The sequence below is a fragment of the Nocardioides hwasunensis genome, assembly GCF_014779665.1.
Lineage (GTDB): Bacteria > Actinomycetota > Actinomycetes > Propionibacteriales > Nocardioidaceae > Nocardioides > Nocardioides hwasunensis.
This window is the reverse complement of record NZ_JACXYY010000004.1, coordinates 405,351-429,220: the sequence shown is the minus strand read 5'-3', so window position 1 is coordinate 429,220 and position 23,870 is coordinate 405,351. Positions and strand designations below refer to the sequence as shown.

Below are 23,870 nucleotides of genomic sequence, written 5' to 3'. Positions count from 1 at the left end.
ACATCAGATGAGAGAGATCTCGCGACGCACGCTGCTCGGCGTGGGTGCGGGCACGGTCGGCGTCGCCGTGGTCGACGGCGGAGCCGCGCACGCGGCTGGTCGGGGGGTGAGCCCCACGAACATCCGGCGCTCGCACTACACCGGATCCCTGGGCAAGACGTTCACCATCCGCCACGAGGGCCGCACGATCCGCCTGGTCCTCAAGCGCATCGACGACCTGGGTGCGGGGACCACCAAGCCCGAGCGGCAGTTCGCGCTCAGCCTGGAGAACCCCCGCGGCAAGGTCGTGCCCGACGGCATCTACGTGCTCCGTCGTCGCGGTGTCCCGCGGCACAGGCTCCTCCTGTCCGGGTGCGGGCAGGACGGCCGGATGCAGGTCGTGGTGAACCGGCTGTGACGGCCGTCCTCGCCGCCCGCGTCGCCCTGCGCCGCACGGTCGACGCCGATCGCGACTTCCTCCGCGAGCTCTTCCTCGACGCGCGGCCCGACCTGCGCCTCCTGCCGGACGACCTGCGAGCCGGTCTCGTCGACCTGCAGGTGCGGGCGCAAGTCCGGCAGTACTCCACCGACCACCCCGGGGCAGTCGACCACGTCGTGGAGACCTCGACGCCGTCGGGCGTCGAGCCTGTCGGCCGGTGCTGGATCGACGTGTCCGTGTCGAGCACCCACCTGCTCGACCTCGCCGTCCACAGCACAGCACGTCGTCAGGGAGTGGCGCGTGCTGCCCTCAGCCTGCTGACGGATCGACCGGTGACGCTCAACGTGTGGTCCGGCAACCAGGCGGCTCTGGCGCTCTACGCCAGCTGCGGCTTCGAGGTGTCGGGGACGAGCGGCGATCATCTGACGATGCGGCGGGATGCCCGATGAGCGTCCAGCACGCCGACTACGCGCCCCGGGTGGGCGAACGGTTCACGCTGCGTCGACTCGACGTTCAGCAACCGGACGTCGAGGCCACCTTGACCGAGGTCGCCGACGAGCGTCGATGCGGGGGCTGGCTCGCGTGGTCGATGACCTTCGATGCCCCGGTGGGTTGCGAGCAGGGTGTGTTCGAGGTGAGCGCACCCGATGTCGACGCACGCGACCTGATGCTCGTCCCGCTCGCTGCGAGCCCGGGCGGGACGCTGCTGCACGCCACCTTGACCTCGACGTACGAGAGTGAGAACGACCATGTCTGACCCGTTCATCGGAGAGGTCCGGATGTTCGGCGGCAACTTCGCGCCCGTCGGATGGTTGTTCTGCCAAGGACAGCTGGTGTCCATCTCCGACTACGACGCCCTCTTCAGCCTCCTCGGCACCGTCTACGGCGGTGACGGGGTGAACACCTTCGCCTTGCCCAACCTGCAGAGCCGCAGCCCGCTGCACGCGGGCGTCGGCGGGCAGGCGAGCTACGTGCTTGGGCAGACGGGTGGTCTGGAGGCTGTCACCATCACGGCGGCGAACCTCCCACCCCACACCCACCTGCTCAACGCGGGATCGCTCCCAGGCACGACCACCTCGCCCAGCGGTGCGGTCTGGGCGGGCAGCGATCACACGCAGTACGCCGCCGGAGCGCCCGACACCACCATGTCGAACGCCGCGCTCGTCCCGACAGGAGGCAACCAGCCGCGCCCCAACATCGCGCCGGTGCTGGCCATCTCCTTCATCATCTCGTGCTTCGGCGTCTATCCGACCCCGAGCTGAACGGAGGACATCGTGTCCGAGCCCTACATCGGCGAGCTCAAGATCCTCGCCTTCAGCTACGCCCCTCGTGGGTGGGCGCTCTGCAATGGCCAGATGCTCCCGATCAACCAGAACCAGGCACTCTTCGCAGTGCTCGGCGTGCAGTACGGAGGCAACGGCGTCACCACGTTCGCGCTGCCCGATCTCCGCGGCCGCGTTCCTGTGCACCCAGGAGCCGGGCTGTTCGTCGGCCAGTCCGGCGGTGAGGCGGCCCACCAGCTGACAGTGAACGAGATGCCGGCGCACACCCACGCGGCGCAAGGTTCATCCGCGGTCACCAACCCCGGAGGGTCGCCCACGGGAGCGGTGTGGGCGGCTGGAGTCGCGAACTCCTTCGGCTCAGCGACCGGCAGAGCGATGAGCCCGGCGGCGGTGGCGACGTCGGGCTCGGGAGCTCCGTTCGACAACAGGCCCCCCTTCCTCGCCCTCAACTGGGCGATCGCCCTCACCGGCATCTACCCGTCGCGCAGCTGACGTCGACACCCCAGGAGCTCACACATGACCGATCCGTTCCTCGCCGAGATCCGAGCGTTCGCCGGCGGCTACGCCCCGCAGGGCTGGGCCTTGTGCAACGGCCAGCTCATGCCCATCTCACAGAACACGGCGCTCTTCTCGCTGCTCGGCATCACCTACGGCGGCGACGGCAGGTCGACCTTCGCCCTGCCGAACCTGCAGGGCCGAGCGCCGGTACAGCACGGCCAGGGGCCAGGCCTGTCCCAATACGTCCTCGGTCAGCAGGCAGGGTCGGCGACGCACACGCTCGTGCAGGCCGAGATGCCCGCCCACTCGCACGCGGTCCAGGCGACGACTGGGGCGGGCACGTCGTCCGATCCGGCCGACGCGATCTTCGCAACGTCGCGCTACGGGCGAGTCGCGACGAATCTGTACTCCACGACCGGCTCGCCGGCCGCGACGATGCGGCCCGACGCGGTCGTCCCGACCGGAGGCGGTCAGCCGCACAACAACCGTCCGCCCTACCTGGTCCTCTCCTTCATCATCGCGCTGCAGGGCATCTTCCCCCAGCGACCGTGATCTGATGCCTTAACCACACGTTGAGGTGCGCGGGAAGCGGGCTTAGCGAGCCTCGCGGCAGTGTGGTCGTCGTACGCAACCAGACGATCACAGGAGCACTGACGATGAACCGCACCAGCCGCCGCACCCGCCTCGCGACCGCCGCCCTGCTGGCCCCGCTCGCACTCGGGCTCGTCGCCTGCGGAGGTGACGACGACGCCGACGACGCGCCGGTCACCACGACGTCCGGCAGCACGGCGCCCGACTCCTCATCCGAGGACGGCACCAGCACGGACGCCGGCACCAGCGCGGACACCGGCACCGCCGTGATCGAGGGCGACGTGGAGACCGCCGCCGAGACCGCCCTGGCCGAGGTCGACGGGACCGTCTTCTCCGTCGACCACGACGGCGCGGGCTGGGACGTCACCATCGTCGACGCCGACGGGGTCGAGCAGGACCTCGAGCTGAGCGCCGACGGGACCTCGGTGGCTCGCGGGCCGGTCGCCGACAACGACTCCGACGCCGACGATGCGGCCGAGCGCGACCTGCTCCTCGGCGCATCTCTCGACCACCTGGCTGCGATCGAGGCCGCGTCCGCAGACGTGCAGGGCACGGTCACCGGAGTCGACCTCTCCGAGGACAACGGCACGGCGGTCTGGGAGGTCACCTTCAACGAGGACACCCCCGACGAGACGACCGTTGACGTCGACGCGAACACCGGCGAGGTGCTGCGCATCGAGCTCGACGACTGATCCCCGCGGAAGCGGCCTGCGAGACTGGCCGCATGCCCGCCGAGCTGTTGGTCCGCACCGCGGGCTTCTCGCCGGTCAAGGGCATGCGGCACCTCGCCCGCGAGCGGGTGGAGCTCGACGCGCACGGCCCGGTCGGTGACCGCGCGTGGTGCGTGGTCGACGTACGCGCTCGGCGGGTGCTGCGCACGGTTCAGCACCCCTCCCTCCTCGCGGTCCTCGCAAGCGCCGACGGCGACGAGCTGACTCTGACGCTGCCGTCGGGAGAGACCGTCGCGGCGCCGCCCATCGTGTCGGCCGAGAGCGTCACCTGCGACTACTGGGGCCGACCGGTCGAGCTCGCGCTGACCGGTGGACCGCACGCCGCGCTGCTGTCGGACCACCTCGCCCGGGACGTACGACTCGCCGCCGCGCCGCGAGGCGGGGTGGTGTTCGGCTCCCCTGTCACCGTCATCGGCACCGCGTCGCTCCGCGAGCTCGCCGAGCGGGTCGGGGAACCAGTGGATTCGGCCCGGTTCCGGGCGAACCTCGTCGTCGAGACCGAGGAGCCGTGGGTCGAGGACTCCTGGACCAGCACCGAGGTCCGGGTCGGGACGGCGGTCCTGCGGGTCGGAGGACAGGTGCCCCGATGTGCGGTGGTCGACCACCACCCCGAGACCGGGGTGCGCGACCTGCGGCTGCTGAAGGCCCTGGTCGCGAGCAGGCCCACCAACCGCGCGGGGGAGCCGATGCTCGGGGTGTACGCCGACGTGGTCCAGCCCGGAGCCGCAGGTGACGGTGGCATTCGCGCAGGTAGGGCGCATACTGGAGTCAAATGACGACTCCGCGCGGCTCACGGCCGAGACACCTCTCCAGCAGCCCGTTCAAGCAGGCCGTCGAGCCGGAGCTCGAGGTGTTCGAGGTCGGCGACCGCATCACCCACGACCTCTACGGGCTGGGGAAGGTCACCCACGTGGACAGCCACGCCGTGACCGTCGACTGCGGATCGCAGTCGGTGCGGATCCGTCCGCCGTTCGCCAAGCTGCACCACCTCTGACCACAGGGTCCGGTTGCCCGGACCAGTGCCCGGAGTGGTCCGGTGGACCACGCGCGCCGGAACGTGCGCGCCGCTGGACAGTGATGGAAGCGCTCTCATAGCGTGACTGGGGTCACAATCTCTCGGGAAAGAGGTTCCCTCATGCGCTTCCTCCGCGCCCTCATCGGGTTGCTGGCCGCACTGGCCGTCAGCATCACCCTCGCCACTCCCATCGCCCCCGCGTCCGCGGCCGGGCCGGACCGGCTGCCCTTCAACATCACCAACCAGTCCCAGCGCGGCGAGGACGTCTTCCTTTACGTCGTCGGTGTCGACCTCAGTTCCGGCCGCCTCGGGTCGGTCAGCCAGGACGGCACCTTCACCCCGTGGCCGGCCGGCAGCAACCCACCCAGCCCCGCCCCGGACGTGTCGATCCAGATGGGCGGCTCGGGCTCGAGCACCACGCTGAACGTCCCGCGAGGCTTCTCTGGCCGCGTCTACATGTCCTTCGGCGAGAAGCTGCCGTTCGCGCTCACCCCGGACGGCCTCGTCCAGCCGGCCCCCTGGGCACCCGGCGACTCCAGCGAGGACATCCTCTTCGACTGGAGCGAGTTCACCTACAACGACGCCGGCCTCTGGCTCAACAGCTCGCAGGTCGACATGTTCGCCGTCCCGCACGCTGTGTCGGTGACCGAGGCGAACGGCAACTACCTCGAGACCGGCGAGCTCAAGCCCGGCGGTCGCGACGCGGTCATCGACGGCCTGCGCGACCAGGGCGGCTGGGACGGCCTGATCCGCACCCGCGAAGACGGCACCGTGCTGCGCGTGTTGGCTCCCGGCAAGGGGGCGGACTCGGGCTCCTTCGACCCCACCTACCTCGACCCCTACATCGACGAGGCGTGGGCGGCGTACGGCACCAAGACGCTGACCGTGCAGCCCTTCGGTGACCGCCCCGACGTGAAGTTCTTCGGCACCACCTCGGGCGACACGATGAGCTTCACCGACACGACCGGCGCGCAGGTGGCGTCGTTCCAGAAGCCGTCGACCAGCAACGTGTGGGGCTGCGACGGCAACCTCGGCGCGCCCAACGACCAGGTCGTCGGCCCCATCGCCCGTACGCTCTGCGCCGCGCTGCACCGCTCGACCCTCGGCCGGATCGACACCCAGCCGAGCGGCACCGCCGCGGACTTCTACCAGGGTGGGATCACCAACCACTACTCGCGCCTGATCCACCAGAACATGGTCGACGGGCGGGCCTACGGATTCGCCTTCGACGACGTGCAGGCGCAGGAGTCGCTGGTCCACAGCGGCGACCCCCGCGAGGCCGGGATCACGCTGAACCCGTTCTGAGGCGTACGCCGTCCACTGCCGGGAGGCGGGCCCGCAGGGGTCCGCCTCTCGCCGCGTGGGCGGTGGGTAGGTCAGCCTCTCCTTGCTGGAATCGTTCAAGAAAAGACGGTTAAGTGGGTGGTGTCCCACAGATCCGAGCACGAGGAAGTGTCATGACCCAGACTGCCGCCCCCACCCGCACGACCCACACCGCGCACCCGGCCTTCCAGGCCTCCGAGCGACTCGCCGACCACCTCCAGCAGCTGCTCGTCGACCTGACCGACCTGCACCTCCAGGGCAAGCAGGCCCACTGGAACGTCGTCGGCAAGAACTTCCGCGACATGCACCTCGTCCTCGACGAGGTCGTCGACGCCGCCCGCACCTTCTCCGACGACGTGGCCGAGCGGATGCGTGCGGTCTACGTGACTCCCGACGCCCGCGCCGCGTCGGTCGCCGAGCAGACCTCGCTGCCGGAGTTCCCCGCCGACGAGGTCAACACCGGCGACTGCGTGAACCTCATCGTGGCCGCGCTGTACGCCGTCGCCGGCACCGGTCGCCGCATCCACGACGAGGTCGACGCCGAGGACCCGACCTCGGCCGACATGATCCACGCGATCCTCGAGCGCCTCGAGCAGCTCGCCTGGATGATCGACGCCGAGAACCGCGTCGCCAACAGCAGCCTGCCGCGCTCCTGGAGCGAGTGAGCGGCTGACGCACTCCGTCGGCGGACGCTCGTCCGCTGACTTCGTGGAGTCCTCGGGTCACCAGATGGCTCGAGGACTCCACGCTCCTGCGCTCGGTCAGGCCAGGAGCGTGGGCATCAGCGAGTCGACGCGATCGCTGAGGGCAGCGAGCGCTTCCTCGCGCCCGTCCTCGGGGCCGATCGCCCAGGCGAGGAGCGCCTGGAGGAAGAGTCCGTCGAGCATGGCGTACGCCGCCGGGGCGTCGAGGGCGGGCTCGCGCCCCGCCAGGTCGGCGTACGTGCAGACGATCCGCCAGACCATCGCCTCGAGCTGGCCGTCGATCTCGAGCACGACCTCGTGCAGCGCCGGGTCGAACATCGACTGGTTGCGCAGGTCGTACCAGAGCTGGTGCATCGGCGCCTCCTCGCGGATCGTCGCCGCGAGCTTCGCGACGAACCCTGACCGCAGCTCGTCGGCCGAGACGGACGTCTCCAGGACCGCGTCGTAGCGCGTCACGCAGGTGCGCATGTAGTGGCGCACGCAGTAGAGGATCAGCTCCTCCTTGTCGGAGAAGTAGTAGTGCAGGACGCCGTGCGAGAACGGTGAGCTCTGGGCGATCTCACGCAGGGACGTCCTGGCGTAGCCGAGCCGGCCCAGGGTCGCGAGCGCCGACTCCGCGAGCAGATCGCGGCGCTGGTCGTGCCTGCTCGCCCGCGCCGCTTCGGACGCCGCGGTGGACGCCGCGGGGTCGGGGGCGGCGGGGGCGGCCATGAGGCGATCCTATGTCGCTGCCCGGCGGCTCGCGGTGCCTCCGACGGCCCGTTCGGGGTGCCGTCTGGCCCATGTGCGGGCTTCGCCGTCGTACGTCATGCGCTGCTGCAGGCAGGCGACTGGCCGCCTCGTATGACCTCGTCAGCTCGACACGAACATCGCAATGTCGTCAAGCGCGTCGGAGGCAGGACCGGACAGCTCGGGATCGTCGGCCATAGACTCGAGATGGCGGACGACCCGCTCCTTGTCGATGGTGCGGTGGATGCGGGCGACGTGCCCCAGTGTCGTGACTGCTGCGCGCCTCACCTCTGTTGAGGGATGGCGCAGGAGGTCGATGGAGACGGTCGTGAGCCACGCGGGATCTTCTCCACCGAGGGCAAGTCCGATCAGGCACTCGCAGATCTGCTCAGGGTCATCGGCTGTGATCGCGATCTGCAGGTCGGCGCGTGTGGCTGATGGCGGCTCTAGGTAACGGTTCACATGGCACCTCTCGTGATGGCCCTGCCCTTGCGATCCACGACACCCGACTCGATCAGCGCGCGCTGCATGGCATGGGTGAGTTCGCGCCACGTGCGCACGTGGCCATGAAACACTCCGTTGCCCGTCTCGTCGAACACCACGAACTCGTCGGCCTTGGCGTCGTACGCGATTCTCCTGGTTGTCGTTGCTGGATTGATCGGAACACTGTCGTCGAGGGCTGCCTGCCCGTGTCGCGGTCCTTGAGACGCTCGGCCCGCCGGCCTGGACGGATGCTTGGGACTAGCCTCGAAGCTTCTTCCCCACCCCGCACCCGGCGCCTTCAGCGTCCCCGCCTCGTTCCGAGCGGGGACCCGGAGGAATCCCTCGACCCGCTGGCGGATCCGCGCGAGCTCGTCGATGACGCGCTCGATGCGGGCCGCGGCGGCTGCGGCGCCGGCGCGGAGGGTGGCGAGGAGGGCCATGAAGCGGGGGAGCTTCTCGCGGATGCGGGCGGCGGCGGCCGCGACGGACGCCCCGCCTCCGAAGCCACCGGACACGGCGGTGAGGAAGGCGGAGAGAGCGACGCCCTCCACGATCATCGTGCCGATCTCCTCGAGCAGCGCCCGGGTGCGCTCGCGGGTGTCCTCCACCGCGTCGGCGTAGTCCTCGCACGCGCTGGCCAGCGACGACAGCTGCCAGGCGAGGTCACCGACGAGGGTGCCCAGCCCGGTCATCGCGTCGATGGCGACCGGGATCTCGGGCGAGCGCTGGGGCTCGAGGAAGGCGACGGCGGCGTCGACGTGGTCGGCGAGGCCGGCGGTGGACGACGCGGCGCGTCGCCAGTCGGAGGCGGCCGCGCGCAGCTCGCCGACGTCGGCCCCGGGCCAGACGAAACCCTCGACCTGGTCGAGGATCCAGCGGTCCACCGTGCCGAGCGAGGGCTCCTGCCCGCCGAGGCTGGACGGCGGAGCGGGAGGGCGGATCCGGACGTAGGAGTCGTCGAGGTCGCGGCCGGAGTAGCCCAGCACGGAGTAGCCGGCCGCCGCCTCGGCCCGCTCGTGCTCCGACCCCGTCGCCGCGAGGAGCCGGCCGGCACCGATGAGGGCGTGCGTGAGGTCGGCCAGGGCGTCGAGCGCGTCACCCGCCCCGGCGTCGTACGCCCGGGCGAACGATGCCGACGTCGCGTCGTTGCCCGCCATGCCGGCGTGCCCGAGCAACCTCGTCGCGAGCGACTGGGTGAGCACCGCCGAGGTCTGGTTGGCCGTCAGGCAGGCATCGGCCGCCCGGGTGAACCCTCCGCACTCCACACTGATCCGCACCCCTCCACCCTCGCCAGATCGGCAGCGTCGCCACCACCCGTCATCGGCGATCTGTGGACAACGCGTGGAGCGGCTCGACACACACACGTGTGACGGACCGGTCGTCGCCGCGACCGGTCCGCCACACGTCTCCAGGGGTGGCCGCTGGCCTCAGGCGGTGACCTGACGCCAGCTGGCGAGGTTGCGTGCCACGGCACGCGAGTAGTGGTCGTCGGCGGCGAGCGCGATGGCGCGCAGGGCGGACAGGGCGGCGGCCATGTCGTCGCGCCCGCTCCGCCACCTGGCGTACGTCGCCTCCTCGGCGTCGGCGGCCGCACCGCGCCAGCCGTCGCGGAGATCGCCCTGGGCCCGGTCGATCTCCGCGGCCAGCGAGATCAGCTCGCGGTGGCAGGTCGCGAGCGAGTGGACGGCTGCGCGGAGCTCGTCGAGGTCCACGTCGAAGGACGTCACGTGAGCCGGCTCCGGACCTGGCGGGGCACCGCGACCGCGTGCTCGTCGGCGTCCTCGAGCTCCCGGCGAGCGATGTCGACCGCACCGAGGAGCGCGGAGAGGGAGTCGATGACCTCCATGGCCGCTGAGTCCCACTCGTGGGCACGGGCGGCGAAGTGGGAGGCGGCGTTGCCGCGCCACGACACGAGGAGCGCATCGATGGCCTGCTCGGCGTCGCGCCGGCGCTCGTCGAGCTCGGAGAGCCGGACGGCGAACTCAGCGGCAGCGGCGGCCTGCACCGCCCGGTCGAGGGCGAGGGTTCCCGAGACGATCATGCAACGACCTTCGCCCGCGCGCCCGGTCCTCCGACACCCCCTTGACGGGATCTGTGGAGAACCGAGACGGGCTCTTTCCGGAGTGGCGCGCTGTCGCCTGCGAGGTCACCCGCTGGTCGCGCACCCTAGGGTGGGCACCCCGTCCCGGAGGTAACTCGTGGATCCCATGACCCCCGTCCATGGCACCGGCACGCTCCTGGTGATCGCCGCGCTCGCGGTCGCCGTGCTGCTGGTGCTCATCATCGCCCTGCGCATGCACGCCTTCGTGGCGCTCGTGCTGGTCAGCATGGTCACCGCCATCGTCGCCGGCGTGCCGGTGGGCGACGTGCCGACCGTGGCGATCGACGCCTTCGGCTCCACGCTCGGGCAAGTCGCGCTGCTCGTCGGGCTGGGGGTGATGATCGGGAGGATCCTGGAGGTGACCGGTGGTGCGCAGGTGCTCGCCGACACGCTCATCAGCCGCTTCGGGGAGAAGCGCGCGCCGATGGCGCTGGGCGTCGCGGCACTCCTCTTCGGCCTGCCGATCTTCTTCGACGCCGGCCTGGTGGTCTTCTTGCCGATCATCTTCTCGGTCGCGCGCCGCTTCGGCGGCTCGGTGCTGCTCTACGCACTCCCGGCCGCGGGTGCGTTCGCCGCGATGCACGCGATCGTCCCGCCCCACCCGGGCCCCGTCACCGCCGCCACCGCGCTCGGCGCCAGCATCGGGTTGACGCTGGTCATCGGCGTCGTGGCCGCGGTGGTCGCGTGGGCGGTCGGTGTGTACGCCGTCACGATCGGCTGGCTCGGCAAGGTGCACGTCCCGATCGACGACTCGGTCCTGACCGGGGGACGCGAGACCGACGAGTCGCGCCGGCCCGCCTTCGGGCACGTGCTCGCGATCCTGCTGCTGCCGCTGGTGCTGATCGGCCTCAACACAGTCTTCACGACTCTGCGCACCAACGGCTCGATCTCCGAGGACGGCGGGCTCGTGGACGCTCTGGTGTTCGTCGGGCAGACGCCCGTGGCGCTGCTCATCGCGCTGCTGGTGGCGACGTACACCCTCGCGGTGCGCCACCACTCGCGCGCCGAGGTCGAGGACCTCCTCAACGACGCCCTCGGCCCGATCTGCGCGATCATCCTGATCACCGGCGCCGGTGGGATGTTCGGCGGCGTGCTGCGCTACAGCGGCATCGGCGGGGCGCTGTCGGACTCGCTCGCCGACCTCGGTCTCCCGCTGATCGTGTCGGCCTTCGTCATCGCCACGATCCTGCGGGTGGCGCAGGGCTCGGCGACCGTCGCGCTCACCACCACCGCCGGTCTGCTCTCCGCCGCGGTGGTCGAGGCCGATCCGTCGTCGGTGCAGCTCGTCGCCCTGGTCCTCGCGATCGCTGCCGGTGCCACGGTGCTGTCCCACGTCAACGACTCGGGGTTCTGGCTGGTCAGCCGCTTCTTCGGGATGGACGTGAAGACGACGCTCAAGACCTGGACGGTCCTCGAGACCACGCTGGGTGTGAGCATCTTCGTGCTCGCCCTCGGCGTGTGGGCCGTGGGATGAGGCCGCTGCACCTGGTCCTCATGGGCGTGTCCGGCTCCGGCAAGTCGACGGTCGCCGAGGCCGTACGACAGCGGCTGGGCTGGGAGTTCGCCGAGGGCGACGACTTCCACCCGCCGGCCAACGTCGCGAAGATGCGCGAGGGCATCGCGCTCACCGACGCCGACCGGTGGGGCTGGCTGGAGTCGCTGGCGGAGTGGACCGCGGAGCGCGACGGCCGCGACGAGCCGACGATCATCACGTGCAGCGCGCTGCGCCGTGCCTACCGAGACGTGCTGCGGCGCGGTGGCGACGGCACGTTCTTCGTGCACTGCACCGGCGACAAGCACCTGATCCTCGACCGGATGAACGCCCGCGACCACTTCATGCCGCCCAGCCTGCTGGAGTCGCAGCTCGACACGCTCGAGCCGCTCGGGTCCGACGAGCCCGGCATGGACGTCGACGTCGCACTCCCGGTGGACCGCGCCGCCGCGATGGTCCTGGCGCGGTTGAACCTGGCGGCCAACCCATGACTCGAGCGGCCCGTGGTCCGCTCGACCACCGGCATGCCGGTGTCCCAGCGGCCACGGCGCTCGCTCAGTTGAGGACGACGATCCCGGCGTTGAGCGCGGTCGCGAAGCAGACCCACGCGAGGTAGGGGACCAGCAGCCACGCCGCGACCCGGGAGCGACGCCAGGACCAGGCGATGAGCAGCCCGACCGAGGCGGCGAGCACGACGATCTCGACCAGGGCCACGGTGTAGAGGTCGGCGGCGAAGAACAGCGGCGTCCACGCCAGGTTGAGCACGAGCTGCACCGTCCAGAGCCACATCACCCGGTCCCAGCCGCCGGCGCGCCACAGCAGCCAGCCGGCCACGCCAATCGTCAGGTAGAGCACCGACCACACCGGCCCGAAGAGCCACGACGGTGGCGCGAAGGGCGGCAGGTCCAGCGCGCGGTAGGTCGCCTGCGAGCCGGCCGCGGCCAAGCCGCCGACGCCGGCGACCGCGATCACCGCGACGAGGAACGGGATGAGCGTCCACCACTGGCGGGCGGGCGGCACGACGGAGACGTCCGAGGAGGTCATGGCTCCATCATGCCCACCCGCCCCAGCTCGGCCGTCAGCCCCTGCGGCGGGCCCTCAGCGTCGCGTCGGCGATCTCGACGTCCTCACCGGTCTCGGGGTGCCTCTGGGTGCGCGGTCGCGACTCGCACACCTCGATCTCCCACTGGTCGTCCAGCGCGGGGAGCAGCTGGTCGGCGGTGTGCATGAAGTTGACGTGCCCGTGCCGGAGGCCGGTGTGGATGTCGTCCGGGGCGTGCCCGACCACCAGCAGCGTGCCGCCCGGCGCGACCGCGGTGGCGAGTCGGCGTACGACGTCCACCATGCCGCCGTCGGGCAGGTGCACGAAGTGCGCGGTGACCAGGTCCCAGGTCGTGCCGGCGGGCTCGAAGGTCCGCACGTCCATGAGCAGGGTCTCGACGCGGTCGGCGAGGCCGGCCTCCGCGGCGTGCTCGGCCACGCGGGCCAGCGCCGCCTCGGCGAAGTCGGACGCGGTGACCTGCCAGCCCCGCTCGGCCAGCCACAGCACGTCGCCGCCCTCGCCGCAGCCGACGTCGAGCGCGCGTCCGGGCGCGAGGTCGGCCGCCTCGGCCGCGAGCTGGGCGTTGACCTTGCCGCTCCACACCTTGTCCCCGGAGTAGCGCTCCTCCCACGCCGGTCGCTCGAAGAAGTCGCTGCGCCGCTGGGCGACCGCGGCAGCCGCGTCCTCGCCGGCGAGCTCGGCGTTGATCCAGGCGCCGACGCGGACACCGTGGGCCGCGGAGGCGATGAGGATCATCGACACGTCGGTGATGTTGCCGGCGGCGAAGATGCCCGGCACGGAGGTGGCGCCGGTGGGCTCGACCGCGATGGTCGAGCCGAAGGCGACGCCGTTCATCTCGAACGGGGTCGGCTCGATGCCGAGCGGGGCCAGGTAGTCGGCCCGGGCGTGCACCTTCGACGCCACCACGATCGCGTCGCTCTCGAGCACGGTGCCGTCGCCGAGCCGCAGCCCGACCAGGTCGTCACCGTCCGTGACGACCTCCTGCGGGGTGCCGTGCACCACGCTCACCCCGATCGCGCCCATCTTCTCGAGCTCCTCGTCGGGCAGCTCGACGCCGTCGAAGACCACGAGCGTGACGTCGTCGGAGAGCTGACGGAACAGCAGGCCCTGGTGGCCGGCCATCGGGGTGCTGCCGAGGATGACGAGCCGCTGGTCGCGCACCTCCCAGCCGTGGCAGTAGGGGCAGTGCAGGACGTCCTTGCCCCACCGCGCGGCGAGGCCGGGCACGTCGGGCAGCTCGTCGGTGCCGCCGCCGGTCACGAGCACGCGACGGGCGGTGACGCGGCGTCCTCCCGCCGTCGTGACGAGGAACGACCCCGCCTCACCGGACAGCCCGACGACGCGGTCGTCGAGCACCTCGACGCCGTAGGCCGCGACCTCCGCGCGGCCGACCTCGAGCAGCTCGAGAGGGTTGACGCCCTCGCGGCCGAGGTAGTTGTGGGCGTGGTCGGCGGGCGAGTTGCGGGGCTCGCCGGCGTCGATGACCAGCACCGACCTCCTGGACCTGCCGAGGGCCATCGCCCCGCTCAGGCCGGCCGCGCCGCCGCCGATGACCACCACGTCGAAGTCTGTGTTCTCGCTCATGCCGACGATCATGCACAGGCCCTCGCGGTATTGACAAACATTCTTGCTGAAATGACAAACTGGTCCGCATGGACGATGAATCAGTGCTGCGCGGGGTCGGCCCGCGGCTGCGCCAGCTCAGGCTCGAGCGCGAGGCGACGCTGGGTGACCTGGCCGAGGAGACCGGCATCTCGCTGAGCACGCTGTCGCGGCTGGAGTCGGGGCAGCGCAAGCCCACCCTCGAGCTGCTGCTGCCGCTGGCGCGCGCCCACCGGGTCGCCCTCGACGAGCTGGTGGATGCCCCCGAGACCGGAGACCCGCGCATCCGCTCGAAGCCGGTGGTCCGGCACGGGCGCACGTTCATCTCGCTCACCCGGCGTCCGGGCGGGCTGCAGTCCTACAAGATCCTGATGCCGGTCGAGGACGAGCCGTCGCCGGCGCTGCGCACCCACGAGGGCTACGAGTGGCTCTACGTCCTCAGCGGCAGGGTGCGCCTCCTCCTCGGCACCCGCGACCTGACGTTGGGCCCGGGCGAGGTGGTCGAGTTCGACACCCGCACCCCGCACTGGCTGGGCAACCCCGGCCCGACCGTGACCGAGGCGCTCGCGATCTTCGGGCCGCAGGGGGAGCGGATGCACGTGCGTTCCTGAGGGTGGTGCGTCCTGTCCGGCGGCGGTGGCACCGTGGGGCGCATGGCGATCCGCACCGGCACGAACGTGAAGTGGAAGTGGGGCTCCTCGTGGGCCGAGGGCACGGTCACCGAGGTCCATCACGACGAGGTGAGCCGCACGATCAAGGGCGAGAAGATCACCCGCAAGGGCAGCGACGACGACCCGGCGTACGTCATCGAGCAGGAGGACGGCACCACCGTGCTCAAGCTGCAGAGCGAGGTCGAGCGGGCCTGAGAGGCTGGCAGGCATGACCACCCGCTGGCTCTTCGGCGACCAGCTCGGACCGCACTTCGTCGGCGACCACCGGGGTCCGCTGCTGATGGTGGAGTCGCTGGGGGTGTTCCGGCGTCGCCGATTCCACCGTGCCAAGGCGCACCTGGTGCTCAGTGCGATGCGCCACCGCGCCGCCGAGCTCGGTGACCGGCTGGCCTACGTGCGCGCGGAGACGTACGCCGAGGTGGTGGCCGCGCACGACCACGTCGAGGTCGTGCACCCGACGTCGTTCGCCGCCCTCGGGTTGGTCGAGCGGCTCGGCGCGACCGTGCTGCCGCCGCGCGGGTTCGCCACGCCGCGCGAGGACTTCGAGCGCTGGGCCGAGGGGCGGGGGGCCACGCGGCTGGTCATGGAGGACTTCTACCGTCGGTCGCGGCTCGCCCACGGCGTGCTCCTCGACGGCGGGGAGCCGGCCGGCGGTCGGTGGAACTTCGACCACGACAACCGCGAGCCACCGCCGAAGGGCGCCGCGACGCTGGGCGTCACCGAGCCGTGGTGGCCGGCCGAGGACGAGATCGACGCCCAGGTGCGCGAGGACCTCGACCGCTGGGAGCGTGACGAGGGCATCTCGTTCCTGGGGCGGGACGGTGAGCGCCGCTTCCCGGCGACGCGGCGCGAGGCCTTGGCCGCGCTCGACCACTTCGTCGAGCACCGGCTGCCGGAGTTCGGCGCGCACGAGGACGCGATCCTCGAGGGCGACCCGTGGATGGCACACAGCCTCATCAGCGCACCGATGAACCTCGGGCTGCTCGACCCGCTCGAGGTCGCCGAGCGCGCCGAGGCGGCGTACCGCGCCGGGGCCGCGCCGATCGCGAGCGTCGAGGGCTTCGTGCGCCAGGTCATCGGGTGGCGCGACTACGTCTGGCACACCTACTGGCACCAGGGCGACGGCTATCGCCGGGAGAACGGGCTGCGGGCGACCGAGCGGCTGCCGCGGTGGTTCGCCGAGCTGGACGCCGGGGCCACCGACGCGCGCTGCCTCTCCCACACGCTGGAACAGGTCGCCGAGCACGGCTGGGTGCACCACATCCCGCGGCTGATGGTGCTGGGGTCCTACGCCCTGCAACGCGGCTGGTCGCCCCGTCAGGTCACCGACTGGTTCCACCGCGCCTTCGTCGACGGCTACGACTGGGTGATGGTGCCCAACGTGGTCGGCATGTCGCAGCACGCCGACGGCGGGGTGATGATGACCAAGCCCTACACGTCCGGCGGGGCGTACATCTCGAAGATGTCGGACCACTGCGGCTCGTGCCGCTTCGACCCGAAGGTGCGGGTGGGCGACGACGCCTGCCCGTTCACCGCCGGCTACTGGTGGTTCCTCGACCGGCACCGCGAGACCTTCGCCGGCAACCACCGGATGTCGCGCGCGGTCAACGGTCTCGACCGGCTCAAGGACCTCGACGCCCTCGTCGAGCAGGAGGATGCCCGGGGCAACCGCGCTCCCTGAGCAACGGAGGCAGCTCGCTCACGCTGAGCTCGTGCTGAGCGGGGGAACGGGCCAACACTGGAGGAACTGCCTACGGAAGGCTGGTTTGGGCGGATCGAAACTGGTGAGGATGTCTGTCATGCGCAGCGAGCTCTTCGACCAGGCCAACCAGGAGAACCCGACCACCGAGAGGTGGAGCCTGCACCACCGCAAGACCTTGCGGACGGTGCTCGGCGAGCCGGTGCTCGCGGCCAAGGGGTCGATGGTCGCCTTCCAGGGCCAGGTGTCCTTCGAGCACAAGGCGGCCGGCTCGGTCGGCAAGATGATGCGCCGGCTGGTGACGTCGGAGGACACGCCGCTGATGACGGTCTCCGGCCAGGGCGAGGTCTTCTTCGCCGACACCGCGAAGGACATCTTCCTCGTGCGCCTCGAAGGCGACGGGCTGTCGGTCAACGGCACGTCCCTGCTCGCGATGGACGCGACGCTGGACTACGACGTCCACCGGGTGAAGGGCGCCGGGATGATGACCGGCGGGATGTTCAACACCCTCATCCAGGGCCACGGCACCGTCGCGTTGACCAGCGACGGCCAGCCCCTGATCCTCGACTGCTCCGGTCCTCCGACCTATGTCGACATGAATGCCGCCGTGTGCTGGTCGGCCAACCTGGTGCCGCAGGTGGTCAGCTCCATGAACATGCGCTCGATGCTGCGCGGTGGCACGGGCGAGGCGTTCCAGTACGCCTTCCAGGGGCCGGGCTTCGTGGTGGTCCAGCCGTCTGAGGGCCCGGTCGTCCCGCCGCACAGCCACTGATCCTGGCGAGCGTCCTCACTCCCAGGAGCTGAGGTCGGGCGGCACGTCGACGGAGTGCGCCCGGAGCACCTCGAGCGGTACGACGTCCAGTGCACGCTCGGAGGTCGCCGCCAGGACGACCGGTGCCGCGAGGCCGTCGGCGTACGCGTCGAGCCAGCGCGCGGCCACGACGCACCAGCGGTCGCCGGGCACCAGCCCGGGGAAGCTCCATTCCGGGCGAGGTGTCGACAGGTCGTTGCCGACGGCCCTCTGGTGGGCGAGGAACTCCTCGGTCATCACCGCGCAGATGGCGTGCAGGCCGACGTCCTGCGGGCCGACGGTGCAGGTGCCGTCGCGGTAGTAGCCCGTCACCGGGTCGGTGCCGCACGGCTCGAGCTCACCACCGAGGACGTTGCGCTCGCTCATGGGAGAAGCATGACGGCCGGACCCTCAGGACTGACGGGCAGCCCGCTTCGCCTCGGCCTCCGCGCGGCGCTCCACGAAGCGGGTCGCCTCGGCGTCCAGGGCCGACACCGCGGCGGCGAGCACCTCGCGCGCCTTCTCGCCGTCCTCGTCGAGCCCCTCGAGGTCCCACACCCCCCACTGCCGCAGCAGCGGGGTGACGATGTCGTCGTGGTGGATGCGCAGGTCGTAGATCCCGGCCTTCGCCATCTGCACCGCCTTGCGCGAGAAGCCCGGGATGACGCTGCCCGGCATCTGGAAGCCGACGACCTCCTCGGTGATCGCCTGCATCGTCTGGCTCGGCGCGAGCTGGAGGGCCGCGCTGACGAGGTTGCGGTAGAAGATCATGTGCAGGTTCTCGTCCTTGGCGACCCGGCTCAGCAGCTTCTCGGCGATCGGCTCCGCTGTGTAGCGCCCGGTGTTGCGGTGCGAGATCCGGGTGGCGAGCTCCTGGAACGAGACGTAGGCGCACACGTTGAGCAGTGACTTGTCGAGCGCCTCGTAGCCGGTCTCCATCGTCTCCATCCGGGCCCGCTCCAGCTCGACGGGATCGACGCCGCGGGTGACGAGCAGGTAGTCGCGGATGCAGAAGGCGTGGCGACCCTCCTCGGCGGTCCAGCGGTTGACCCAGGTGCCCCAGGCGCTGTCCCTGCCGAACGCGCGGTCGATCTCGCGGTGATAGCTCGGCAGGTTGTCCTCGGTGAGCAGGTTGACCTCCAGCGCCGTGCGCGCGATCGGCGACAGCTGGGACTGCGCCACCTCCCACGGGTCGCCGCCCAGGTCGGCGAAGTCGCGTCCCAGGCTCCAGGGCACGTACTCGTGGGGCATCCACTCGTCGGCGGTGTCGAGGTGGCGGTTGAGGTTCTGCTCCACCACCGGCTCCAGCTCCGTCAGCAGCTGGGTGGTGTCGAGAGCGGCCATGTCGGACTCCTCGCGGGTCGGGAGGCGGTGCGCCTCCCGACCCTGCCTACACCCGCAGGGTCGGGGTGAGAAGAGGTTCGGACGTCGGAGTCGTCAGTTCCAGATCGCGTTCGCCCACTCGGGGTGGTCGACGAACGGGTTGCGGTTGCCCTGCCACTGCGCGTGGATCCGGTCGTTGCGGCGCATCTCGAACGCGTCGACCGGGTCGGCGGCGTTCCACGCCAGCAGGACGTCGAGGTCACCGATCCTCGGGACGGCGCTGCCGACGACCTCGCTCATCTCGAGGTCCTGGAAGCCGTCGTCGCCGTTGTAGCGCACCGCCATGTAGAGGAGCATCCGGGCGACGTCACCCTTGACCGCGTCGCGTGGCTCGAACGAGTCGGAGTCGGCGAAGCAGCCCGAGCAGCCGGAGACGGCCGAGCCACCGTCGTCGAAGTCCTTGTTGCCGCGGGTGCCGTTGACCTGGACGTCCTCGGCGCGCAGGTGGTGCAGGTCGGTGCCCGGTCCGGCGCTGGTGGAGAACCCGCCACGGGACTGCGCCCACACGTGCTCACGGTTCCACTGGCCGGTCCCGCCTCCGAAGCTGTTCTTCGAGATCGACCTGCCGGTGTAGAGCTCGAGGACGTTGCTCGTGTTGTTCGGGTCCTGGTCGGTGTCCTTGAGCGCGGTCCAGACCTGGTCGTAGGACAGCCGGGTGTTGTCGTCGATGATCTCGTGCAGCGAGCTCTTGAGTGCGGACCCGGTCTTGCCGACCGCGGGCGCGTAGTAGGTGTCGTCCCACGGGCTGTCCGTCCCGCCCGGTGGCGTGGTCGGGTCGGTCGTCGGCGGGTCCGTCGGCGTGCTGCCGCCATCGGCGTCCGCGAAGGCGGACGTGCCTGTCATGCCGGGGTGGGAGAAGTACGCCGCCAGCGCACCGGTCACGTCGATCTGCCGGCCCATCAGCGACGGGTGCGACTTCAAGCCCCACTGCGCGCGGAAGGCCGAGGGGATCTGCACGTAGAGCATCGACGAGGTGCTGGTCTGCGACGGCGAGTCGGCGATCGCGAGCGCGTAGTCGTTGGGGAAGCCGGAGCGTACGACGGTGCTGGTCGCCGTCGGCTGCCCGACGACGTAGCCGCGCACGGTCTGCGTGGCGCCCGTCTGCTGGCCGATCGCCTGGCTGACGGTGATCGGGGCGGCGGCCTGCGCGGGGGCCGTGACGGCCGGCAGGACGACCGCGGAGATGGTCAGGACGAGGGTGGACACCAGGGCAGCCGCGAGCGAGCGGCCCCTCCCGAGATGAAGGGTCATGGCGAGCACCCTGCCCGAACTCGCACGCGGGCGGAAGGTCTGTCCGATGAACCGGTCTGGGCCACATACACCCTCGATCACCAGTTCTGCGAAAACGCCACGGAATGTCGCCGGATTCCTTAGGTTGAGCCTGCTCGGGATCGCCGGAGCACGTTCGTCGTTCGCAGTCGCCCACCAAACGCGAGGCACACATGACTCAGGATGCAGCCCGGCCCGGGAAGGGCATGGGTCTCACGGTCGCCGGTTGGCCGTTGCGGCGCAAGATCGCCCTCGCCCTGGCCATCCCACTGGTCCTCGCCGGTGTCCTCGGCGGCCTGCGGGTGGCCGGAGACTACGGCGACTCGCGTCAGGCGTCGACGAGCGCCGAGCAGGTCACGATCATCCAGCCCGCGGTCGACTACCTGACCTCCGCGGAGTCGGCGATGGTCGCCGCGCAGTCCGACAGCGCCGCGAGCCAGGGCGACCTGATCGACGCGATCTCCGACGTCGTGGCCAACGCCGAGACGCTGACCGAGGTCCGCGACAGCGCCGGGCTCGACGACCTGCAGACCGCCCACGTCGACGCGCTGCTCGACCTCAGCCAGGCCATGCGCGGTGAGGGCGCCGAGAACCTCGGCCCGGCCACCTGGATCGCCCTGGTCCGCCAGCTCGAGTCGAGCACCTCTCAGCTGATCACCAGCGTGAACGCCGCGCAGGAGACGCCGGAGCCACGGCTGGAGCAGATCTCCCAGGCCATGAGCGGGCGCCTCTCGCTCGCCATGCAGCAGGGTCTGCTCGCCTCGACGCTGGCGCAGTCCACCTCGCAGGAGCTGTTCTCGGAGATCGGCGTGGAGGCGGCGGCCATCGACCGGCTCGCCGGTGCCGTCGAGGGCGCCGAGGCCCAGACCGCCGAGCTCCGCACGCAGAACACCCGCCACGCCGGTGAGATCCGCGACAACTCCGCCACGAACCTCGACGGCCGTGACGCCTACGCGCCCTACGACCAGATCACCGAGACGCTGATCTCCGGTGTGACCACCTCGCTCGCCGACGCGGCCTCCGCCGCCCAGCGCAACGCGCTCCTCGGCGCGCTCCTCACGCTGCTCGCCCTCGGCGCTGCCGTGTTCTTGGCCTTCGTGGTGGCCCGCAGCCTCCTCGAGCCGATCGGCAGGGTCCGTGACGGCGCCCTCGCGGTGGCCCGCCACCGCCTGCCCGACGCGGTCGCGCGGATCCGGGCCGGCCAGGAGCCGGAGCCGATCCGCACCATCGACGTGACCACCAACGAGGAGATCGGCCAGGTCGCGCGTGCGGTCGACGACCTCCACCGCCAGGCCATCCACCTCGCCTCCGGTGAGGCGCAGCTGCGCCAGACCGTCAACGCGATGTTCGTGACGCTCTCGCGTCGCTCCACCTCGCTGGTCAACCAGCAGCTGGCCCAGATCGAGCGCCTCGAGCACGACGAGGAGGACCCGCGTCGCCTCGAGTCCCTCTTCCGCCTCGACCACCTCGCCTCGCGGATGCGTCGCACGGCCGACTCCCTGCTGATCCTCGCGGACGCGCCCAACCGGGCCGCCGGCCAGTTCAGCCTCACGGTCGGCGAGGCACTCCAGGCCGCGACGTCCGGCGTGCAGGACTACCAGCGCGTGCAGATCCTGTCGCACCTCGGCACCCGGGTCGGCGACGACGCGGCCGCCGACGTGGTCCACCTGCTCACCGAGCTGGTCGACAACGCCCTGACCTACTCGCCGCCCGCCGAGCCGGTCCGGCTCGCGGCCAAGCAGGGCGCCGACGGCGTCACCATCACCATCACCGACTCCGGCCTCGGCGTGCCCCAGGCCGAGCTCGAGCAGCTCAACAGCGACCTGCAGCACGGTGCCGAGGCCACGCCCGACACCGCCCGCCGGATGGGCCTGTTCGTGGTCTCCCGCCTGGCCGAGCGCCACGGCATCGTCGCCTCGCTCTCCCGCAACCCCGGTGGTGGCATGACCGCCTCCGTCCTGCTCCCTCCGTCCGTGCTGCCCGACGTGGCCCAGGTCGGTACGCCGACGTCGTCCGCGCTGCCGACCGTGGCCGCCGAGCCGGTCCCGGCCGTCGACGTGCTCGACCTCCGGTCCGCCGAGACGCCCGAGCCCGTCCCGGCCGGAGCCCAGGTGCACGAGTCGCGGCGCGAGGCCCGCAACCGCTCGCGTGCGGAGAAGGCCGCGGGCAAGGCCGCCGAGAAGGCCGCCAAGAAGGAGGCCGCCGCCGAGGCGAAGGCCGCCAAGAAGCAGCCGGTCCACGAGCCGGTCGACGAGCCGGCCGTCCAGGAGCCGGTGGCCGAGGTCGTCGAGACCGCGCCCACCACCGCCACCGCCACCGCCACTGCCGCCGCCACTGCCGCCGCCACTGAGGGACGTCCCTCGCTGGAGAGCCTCCTGCCGCGTCGCGAGCCGGGCGCCAACATGCCTCGCACCGGTGCCGACGCGTTCCTGCCGCCCGAGACCTCCGGAGCCACGGGGCCGCTGTTCGGCAAGCGCGAGCCCGCGCCGAGCGAGGAGACGCCGGCCGCGAGCACGGCCGACAAGGTCGCTCCCGTCGTCCCGATCACCGCCCTCGCCGCCCGTCAGCGCGCACAGGCCGAGGAGGAGGCGCGGGCCGCGGGGTCCTCGACGTCCGAGCCGGCTGACCAGCCCACGGTCGAGGAGCCCTCGGCTGAGCTGGCCGCGGAGCAGGCAGAGGCGCCCGTCGCCGACGAGCCGAGGCTCGACACCGTCCGCGTCTCCGACCCGCTCTCCGACCCCCTGCCCGCCGACGCCTTCGACGACCACCCGGTGGCGCACGTCGAGGCCGAGCCCGAGCCCGAGCCGGCTGTCGAGGCCGAGCCTGAGCCTGAGTCCGCGCTCGAGTCCGAGCCGGCCGTCGACGCCGAGCCGCGGCCCGAGGTCGACCACGACGACCCGCTGGGCCTGGGCGCGACGTCTGCTCCCGCCGAGCAGGAGCCGGCCTGGAAGCAGGCTCCCGCCTGGCAGCCTCCGGCAGCCGAGCAGCCCGTCGCCGAGCCCGTCACCGAGCCCGAGACAGCGCCCGTGTCCGAGGAGCCGGCCCACGAGCCGATCGCCGAGGAGACCGTCGAGCCCACCGTCGAGCCCACCGTCGAGGAGACGCCGGCCGCCGCCGCGCCGACGTACGACCTGCCCGCAGCGGCCTTCGGCGCCCACGGCGTGGACCACGGCACCCACGGCACCGACGGGTTCGACGAGCTCCTCGCGAGCAACGGCCTCGGTGGCCCGATCGACCCTCACGGCTCGGCTCCGGCCCGCATCGGCGGCGACTCGCCGATCTTCAAGTCGATGCGCTCGGGCTGGCTCGCGGGCGACGGCAACGGTGAGTTCCACCAGACCGAGGTCGACCGCGGATGGGAGATCGCCGAGCACGTCGCGGAGGAGGCTCCGGCCGCCGAGCCGACCGTCGCCGGACTCCCTCGACGAGCCCCCGGAGAGCGCCTCGTCCCCGGTAGCGTGACCGCGCCCACGGCCGCCAAGACGCGCGACCCCGAAGCGATCCGCCGCCGACTCTCGGCCCACAAGGCCGGAGTCAGCCGCGGTCGACAAGCAGCCAAGAGTTCCACACAGCACACGGAAGCAGGCCCCGCATGAGCTACGAATCCGCCGCCCCCGCCGGTGACGACCGCGACCTCGACTGGGTCATGTCGCGCTTCGTCGACGACGTGACCGACGCGGCCCACGCCATCCTGGTCTCGGCCGACGGCCTCCTGATGGCCTCGAGCACGAGCATCCCCGGTGAGCGCGCCGAGCAGGTCGCCGCCGTGTCCTCCGGTCTGGCCAGCCTCGCGGTGGGTGCCGCGCGCCTCTTCGAGGGTGGCTCGGTCATGCAGACCATCGTGGAGATGGAGATGGGCTTCCTGATGCTGATGAGCGTCGGTGACGGGTCCAACCTCACCGTCCTCACGACCGAGGAGGCCGACATCGGCCAGGTGGGCTACGAGATGGCTCTGCTGGTGGACCGCGTGGGACGTACCGTCGAGGCCCAGGCCCGCGTCGGTACGGGCGGCTGACCGGCCACAC

General features: G+C 71.4%; 29 protein-coding genes. 19 read left to right on the top strand and 10 right to left on the bottom strand.

The features are described 5' to 3' along the window. The first annotated feature begins 7 nt into the window (after positions 1–7). The 11 genes from IEZ25_RS11965 (at position 8) to IEZ25_RS11915 (ending at position 6,524) form a co-directional block, all read left to right on the top strand. The gene (locus IEZ25_RS11965; protein WP_191199641.1) at positions 8–397 is read left to right on the top strand and encodes a DUF6916 family protein; all 390 of its coding nucleotides are present in this window, start codon (positions 8–10) and stop codon (positions 395–397) included. Next, the gene (locus IEZ25_RS22265; RefSeq protein WP_191199640.1) at positions 394–867 is read left to right on the top strand and encodes a GNAT family N-acetyltransferase; all 474 of its coding nucleotides are present in this window, start codon (positions 394–396) and stop codon (positions 865–867) included. The genes IEZ25_RS11965 and IEZ25_RS22265 overlap by 4 nt, the downstream gene beginning before the upstream one ends. Continuing rightward, positions 864–1,175, top strand: a complete 312-nt coding sequence (locus IEZ25_RS11955; protein WP_191199639.1) for a DUF6916 family protein — start codon at positions 864–866, stop codon at positions 1,173–1,175. The genes IEZ25_RS22265 and IEZ25_RS11955 overlap by 4 nt, the downstream gene beginning before the upstream one ends. After that, positions 1,168–1,680 carry a phage tail protein gene (locus tag IEZ25_RS11950; protein WP_191199638.1) on the top strand — a complete coding sequence of 171 codons (513 nt, stop codon included), beginning with the start codon at positions 1,168–1,170 and terminating at the stop codon, positions 1,678–1,680. Before IEZ25_RS11955 ends, IEZ25_RS11950 begins: the two co-directional genes overlap by 8 nt. Positions 1,681–1,692: 12 nt before the next feature. Beyond that, positions 1,693–2,193, top strand: a complete 501-nt coding sequence (locus IEZ25_RS11945) for a phage tail protein (RefSeq protein ID WP_191199637.1) — start codon at positions 1,693–1,695, stop codon at positions 2,191–2,193. Positions 2,194–2,217: 24 nt separating this feature from the next. After that, positions 2,218–2,751: a phage tail protein gene (locus IEZ25_RS11940; protein ID WP_191199636.1), complete on the top strand. Its 534-nt coding sequence runs from the start codon at positions 2,218–2,220 to the stop codon at positions 2,749–2,751. Positions 2,752–2,855: 104 nt separating this feature from the next. Beyond that, positions 2,856–3,482, top strand: coding sequence for a PepSY domain-containing protein (locus IEZ25_RS11935; RefSeq protein WP_191199635.1), 627 nt, complete (start codon positions 2,856–2,858; stop codon positions 3,480–3,482). A gap of 32 nt (positions 3,483–3,514) precedes the next feature. Next, positions 3,515–4,297 (top strand): MOSC domain-containing protein, encoded by a 783-nt coding sequence (locus IEZ25_RS11930; protein ID WP_191199634.1) that lies wholly within the window; start codon positions 3,515–3,517, stop codon positions 4,295–4,297. Continuing rightward, entirely contained in the window at positions 4,294–4,515 is a 222-nt protein-coding gene (locus IEZ25_RS11925; RefSeq protein WP_191199633.1) for a hypothetical protein, read from the top strand. The genes IEZ25_RS11930 and IEZ25_RS11925 overlap by 4 nt, the downstream gene beginning before the upstream one ends. Before the next feature lie 141 nt (positions 4,516–4,656). Then, on the top strand, positions 4,657–5,841 hold the full coding sequence (locus tag IEZ25_RS11920) for a beta-1,3-glucanase family protein (RefSeq protein ID WP_191199632.1): 1,185 nt from the start codon (positions 4,657–4,659) through the stop codon (positions 5,839–5,841). A gap of 152 nt (positions 5,842–5,993) precedes the next feature. Further along, a complete protein-coding gene (locus IEZ25_RS11915) occupies positions 5,994–6,524 on the top strand; it encodes a Dps family protein (protein WP_191199631.1) in 531 nt (176 codons plus the stop codon). A 96-nt stretch (positions 6,525–6,620) separates the two neighbouring features. On the opposite strand, the gene IEZ25_RS11910 is transcribed toward IEZ25_RS11915, so the two are convergent. The 5 genes from IEZ25_RS11910 to IEZ25_RS11890 all read right to left on the bottom strand — a co-directional run bounded on the left by IEZ25_RS11910 (position 6,621) and on the right by IEZ25_RS11890 (position 9,816). Next, positions 6,621–7,274: a TetR/AcrR family transcriptional regulator gene (locus IEZ25_RS11910; protein ID WP_191199630.1), complete on the bottom strand. Its 654-nt coding sequence runs from the start codon at positions 7,272–7,274 to the stop codon at positions 6,621–6,623. A 141-nt stretch (positions 7,275–7,415) separates the two neighbouring features. Further along, a complete protein-coding gene (locus IEZ25_RS11905) occupies positions 7,416–7,754 on the bottom strand; it encodes a hypothetical protein (RefSeq protein ID WP_191199629.1) in 339 nt (112 codons plus the stop codon). Next, positions 7,751–9,052 carry a WXG100-like domain-containing protein gene (locus tag IEZ25_RS11900; RefSeq protein ID WP_191199628.1) on the bottom strand — a complete coding sequence of 434 codons (1,302 nt, stop codon included), beginning with the start codon at positions 9,050–9,052 and terminating at the stop codon, positions 7,751–7,753. Before IEZ25_RS11900 ends, IEZ25_RS11905 begins: the two co-directional genes overlap by 4 nt. Positions 9,053–9,202: 150 nt before the next feature. Beyond that, positions 9,203–9,502 carry a WXG100 family type VII secretion target gene (locus IEZ25_RS11895; protein WP_191199627.1) on the bottom strand — a complete coding sequence of 100 codons (300 nt, stop codon included), beginning with the start codon at positions 9,500–9,502 and terminating at the stop codon, positions 9,203–9,205. Further along, positions 9,499–9,816: a WXG100 family type VII secretion target gene (locus tag IEZ25_RS11890; RefSeq protein WP_191199626.1), complete on the bottom strand. Its 318-nt coding sequence runs from the start codon at positions 9,814–9,816 to the stop codon at positions 9,499–9,501. Before IEZ25_RS11890 ends, IEZ25_RS11895 begins: the two co-directional genes overlap by 4 nt. A gap of 166 nt (positions 9,817–9,982) precedes the next feature. On the opposite strand from IEZ25_RS11890, the gene IEZ25_RS11885 reads away from it, so the two are divergent. Both IEZ25_RS11885 and IEZ25_RS11880 read left to right on the top strand, forming a co-directional pair. Next, positions 9,983–11,350 (top strand): GntP family permease, encoded by a 1,368-nt coding sequence (locus IEZ25_RS11885; RefSeq protein WP_224748855.1) that lies wholly within the window; start codon positions 9,983–9,985, stop codon positions 11,348–11,350. Continuing rightward, a complete protein-coding gene (locus tag IEZ25_RS11880; RefSeq protein ID WP_191199624.1) occupies positions 11,347–11,859 on the top strand; it encodes a gluconokinase in 513 nt (170 codons plus the stop codon). The genes IEZ25_RS11885 and IEZ25_RS11880 overlap by 4 nt, the downstream gene beginning before the upstream one ends. 64 nt (positions 11,860–11,923) lie before the next feature. On the opposite strand, the gene IEZ25_RS11875 is transcribed toward IEZ25_RS11880, so the two are convergent. After that, positions 11,924–12,412 carry a TspO/MBR family protein gene (locus tag IEZ25_RS11875; protein ID WP_191199623.1) on the bottom strand — a complete coding sequence of 163 codons (489 nt, stop codon included), beginning with the start codon at positions 12,410–12,412 and terminating at the stop codon, positions 11,924–11,926. 34 nt (positions 12,413–12,446) lie between these two features. Then, positions 12,447–14,015, bottom strand: a complete 1,569-nt coding sequence (locus IEZ25_RS11870; RefSeq protein ID WP_191199622.1) for a bifunctional NAD(P)/FAD-dependent oxidoreductase/class I SAM-dependent methyltransferase — start codon at positions 14,013–14,015, stop codon at positions 12,447–12,449. A gap of 68 nt (positions 14,016–14,083) precedes the next feature. On the opposite strand from IEZ25_RS11870, the gene IEZ25_RS11865 reads away from it, so the two are divergent. The 4 genes from IEZ25_RS11865 (at position 14,084) to IEZ25_RS11850 (ending at position 17,175) form a co-directional block, all read left to right on the top strand. Beyond that, positions 14,084–14,644: a helix-turn-helix domain-containing protein gene (locus tag IEZ25_RS11865; protein ID WP_191199621.1), complete on the top strand. Its 561-nt coding sequence runs from the start codon at positions 14,084–14,086 to the stop codon at positions 14,642–14,644. A gap of 42 nt (positions 14,645–14,686) precedes the next feature. Beyond that, a complete protein-coding gene (locus IEZ25_RS11860; protein WP_191199620.1) occupies positions 14,687–14,899 on the top strand; it encodes a hypervirulence associated TUDOR domain-containing protein in 213 nt (70 codons plus the stop codon). 13 nt (positions 14,900–14,912) lie between these two features. Continuing rightward, complete coding sequence (locus IEZ25_RS11855; protein ID WP_191199619.1) at positions 14,913–16,385, top strand: cryptochrome/photolyase family protein; 1,473 nt, start codon at positions 14,913–14,915, stop codon at positions 16,383–16,385. A gap of 118 nt (positions 16,386–16,503) precedes the next feature. After that, positions 16,504–17,175, top strand: a complete 672-nt coding sequence (locus IEZ25_RS11850; RefSeq protein ID WP_191199618.1) for an AIM24 family protein — start codon at positions 16,504–16,506, stop codon at positions 17,173–17,175. 15 nt (positions 17,176–17,190) lie between these two features. On the opposite strand, the gene IEZ25_RS11845 is transcribed toward IEZ25_RS11850, so the two are convergent. The 3 genes from IEZ25_RS11845 to IEZ25_RS11835 form a co-directional block, all read right to left on the bottom strand. Continuing rightward, the gene (locus tag IEZ25_RS11845; RefSeq protein WP_191199617.1) at positions 17,191–17,580 is read right to left on the bottom strand and encodes a DUF2237 family protein; all 390 of its coding nucleotides are present in this window, start codon (positions 17,578–17,580) and stop codon (positions 17,191–17,193) included. 24 nt (positions 17,581–17,604) lie between these two features. Beyond that, positions 17,605–18,537 (bottom strand): acyl-ACP desaturase, encoded by a 933-nt coding sequence (locus IEZ25_RS11840; RefSeq protein ID WP_191199616.1) that lies wholly within the window; start codon positions 18,535–18,537, stop codon positions 17,605–17,607. Between the two features lie 93 nt (positions 18,538–18,630). Next, positions 18,631–19,827 carry an endonuclease gene (locus IEZ25_RS11835; RefSeq protein ID WP_191199615.1) on the bottom strand — a complete coding sequence of 399 codons (1,197 nt, stop codon included), beginning with the start codon at positions 19,825–19,827 and terminating at the stop codon, positions 18,631–18,633. 191 nt (positions 19,828–20,018) lie between these two features. Here IEZ25_RS11835 and IEZ25_RS11830 point away from each other — a divergent pair, with 191 nt between their 5' ends. Beyond that, entirely contained in the window at positions 20,019–23,441 is a 3,423-nt protein-coding gene (locus tag IEZ25_RS11830) for an ATP-binding protein (RefSeq protein ID WP_191199614.1), read from the top strand. Beyond that, positions 23,438–23,860 (top strand): roadblock/LC7 domain-containing protein, encoded by a 423-nt coding sequence (locus tag IEZ25_RS11825; RefSeq protein ID WP_191199613.1) that lies wholly within the window; start codon positions 23,438–23,440, stop codon positions 23,858–23,860. Before IEZ25_RS11830 ends, IEZ25_RS11825 begins: the two co-directional genes overlap by 4 nt. The last annotated feature ends 10 nt before the right edge of the window (positions 23,861–23,870 follow it).

Excerpts from the sequence above, each read along its gene's own strand:
- IEZ25_RS11860 (WP_191199620.1), top strand. The coding sequence starts at position 14,687 with ATGGCGATCCGCACCGGCACGAACGTGAAGTGGAAGTGGGGCTCCTCG.
- IEZ25_RS11920 (WP_191199632.1), top strand. The coding sequence starts at position 4,657 with ATGCGCTTCCTCCGCGCCCTCATCGGGTTGCTGGCCGCACTGGCCGTC.
- IEZ25_RS11855 (WP_191199619.1), top strand. The coding sequence starts at position 14,913 with ATGACCACCCGCTGGCTCTTCGGCGACCAGCTCGGACCGCACTTCGTC.
- IEZ25_RS11955 (WP_191199639.1), top strand. The coding sequence starts at position 864 with ATGAGCGTCCAGCACGCCGACTACGCGCCCCGGGTGGGCGAACGGTTC.
- IEZ25_RS11850 (WP_191199618.1), top strand. The coding sequence starts at position 16,504 with ATGCGCAGCGAGCTCTTCGACCAGGCCAACCAGGAGAACCCGACCACC.
- IEZ25_RS11825 (WP_191199613.1), top strand. The coding sequence starts at position 23,438 with ATGAGCTACGAATCCGCCGCCCCCGCCGGTGACGACCGCGACCTCGAC.
- IEZ25_RS11830 (WP_191199614.1), top strand. The coding sequence starts at position 20,019 with ATGACTCAGGATGCAGCCCGGCCCGGGAAGGGCATGGGTCTCACGGTC.
- IEZ25_RS11950 (WP_191199638.1), top strand. The coding sequence starts at position 1,168 with ATGTCTGACCCGTTCATCGGAGAGGTCCGGATGTTCGGCGGCAACTTC.
- IEZ25_RS11845 (WP_191199617.1), bottom strand. The coding sequence starts at position 17,580 with ATGAGCGAGCGCAACGTCCTCGGTGGTGAGCTCGAGCCGTGCGGCACC.
- IEZ25_RS11940 (WP_191199636.1), top strand. The coding sequence starts at position 2,218 with ATGACCGATCCGTTCCTCGCCGAGATCCGAGCGTTCGCCGGCGGCTAC.
- IEZ25_RS11885 (WP_224748855.1), top strand. The coding sequence starts at position 9,983 with ATGACCCCCGTCCATGGCACCGGCACGCTCCTGGTGATCGCCGCGCTC.
- IEZ25_RS11875 (WP_191199623.1), bottom strand. The coding sequence starts at position 12,412 with ATGACCTCCTCGGACGTCTCCGTCGTGCCGCCCGCCCGCCAGTGGTGG.
- IEZ25_RS11840 (WP_191199616.1), bottom strand. The coding sequence starts at position 18,537 with ATGGCCGCTCTCGACACCACCCAGCTGCTGACGGAGCTGGAGCCGGTG.
- IEZ25_RS11915 (WP_191199631.1), top strand. The coding sequence starts at position 5,994 with ATGACCCAGACTGCCGCCCCCACCCGCACGACCCACACCGCGCACCCG.
- IEZ25_RS11935 (WP_191199635.1), top strand. The coding sequence starts at position 2,856 with ATGAACCGCACCAGCCGCCGCACCCGCCTCGCGACCGCCGCCCTGCTG.
- IEZ25_RS11925 (WP_191199633.1), top strand. The coding sequence starts at position 4,294 with ATGACGACTCCGCGCGGCTCACGGCCGAGACACCTCTCCAGCAGCCCG.
- IEZ25_RS11930 (WP_191199634.1), top strand. The coding sequence starts at position 3,515 with ATGCCCGCCGAGCTGTTGGTCCGCACCGCGGGCTTCTCGCCGGTCAAG.
- IEZ25_RS11865 (WP_191199621.1), top strand. The coding sequence starts at position 14,084 with ATGGACGATGAATCAGTGCTGCGCGGGGTCGGCCCGCGGCTGCGCCAG.
- IEZ25_RS11890 (WP_191199626.1), bottom strand. The coding sequence starts at position 9,816 with ATGATCGTCTCGGGAACCCTCGCCCTCGACCGGGCGGTGCAGGCCGCC.
- IEZ25_RS11880 (WP_191199624.1), top strand. The coding sequence starts at position 11,347 with ATGAGGCCGCTGCACCTGGTCCTCATGGGCGTGTCCGGCTCCGGCAAG.
- IEZ25_RS11870 (WP_191199622.1), bottom strand. The coding sequence starts at position 14,015 with ATGAGCGAGAACACAGACTTCGACGTGGTGGTCATCGGCGGCGGCGCG.
- IEZ25_RS11965 (WP_191199641.1), top strand. The coding sequence starts at position 8 with ATGAGAGAGATCTCGCGACGCACGCTGCTCGGCGTGGGTGCGGGCACG.
- IEZ25_RS11910 (WP_191199630.1), bottom strand. The coding sequence starts at position 7,274 with ATGGCCGCCCCCGCCGCCCCCGACCCCGCGGCGTCCACCGCGGCGTCC.
- IEZ25_RS11835 (WP_191199615.1), bottom strand. The coding sequence starts at position 19,827 with ATGACCCTTCATCTCGGGAGGGGCCGCTCGCTCGCGGCTGCCCTGGTG.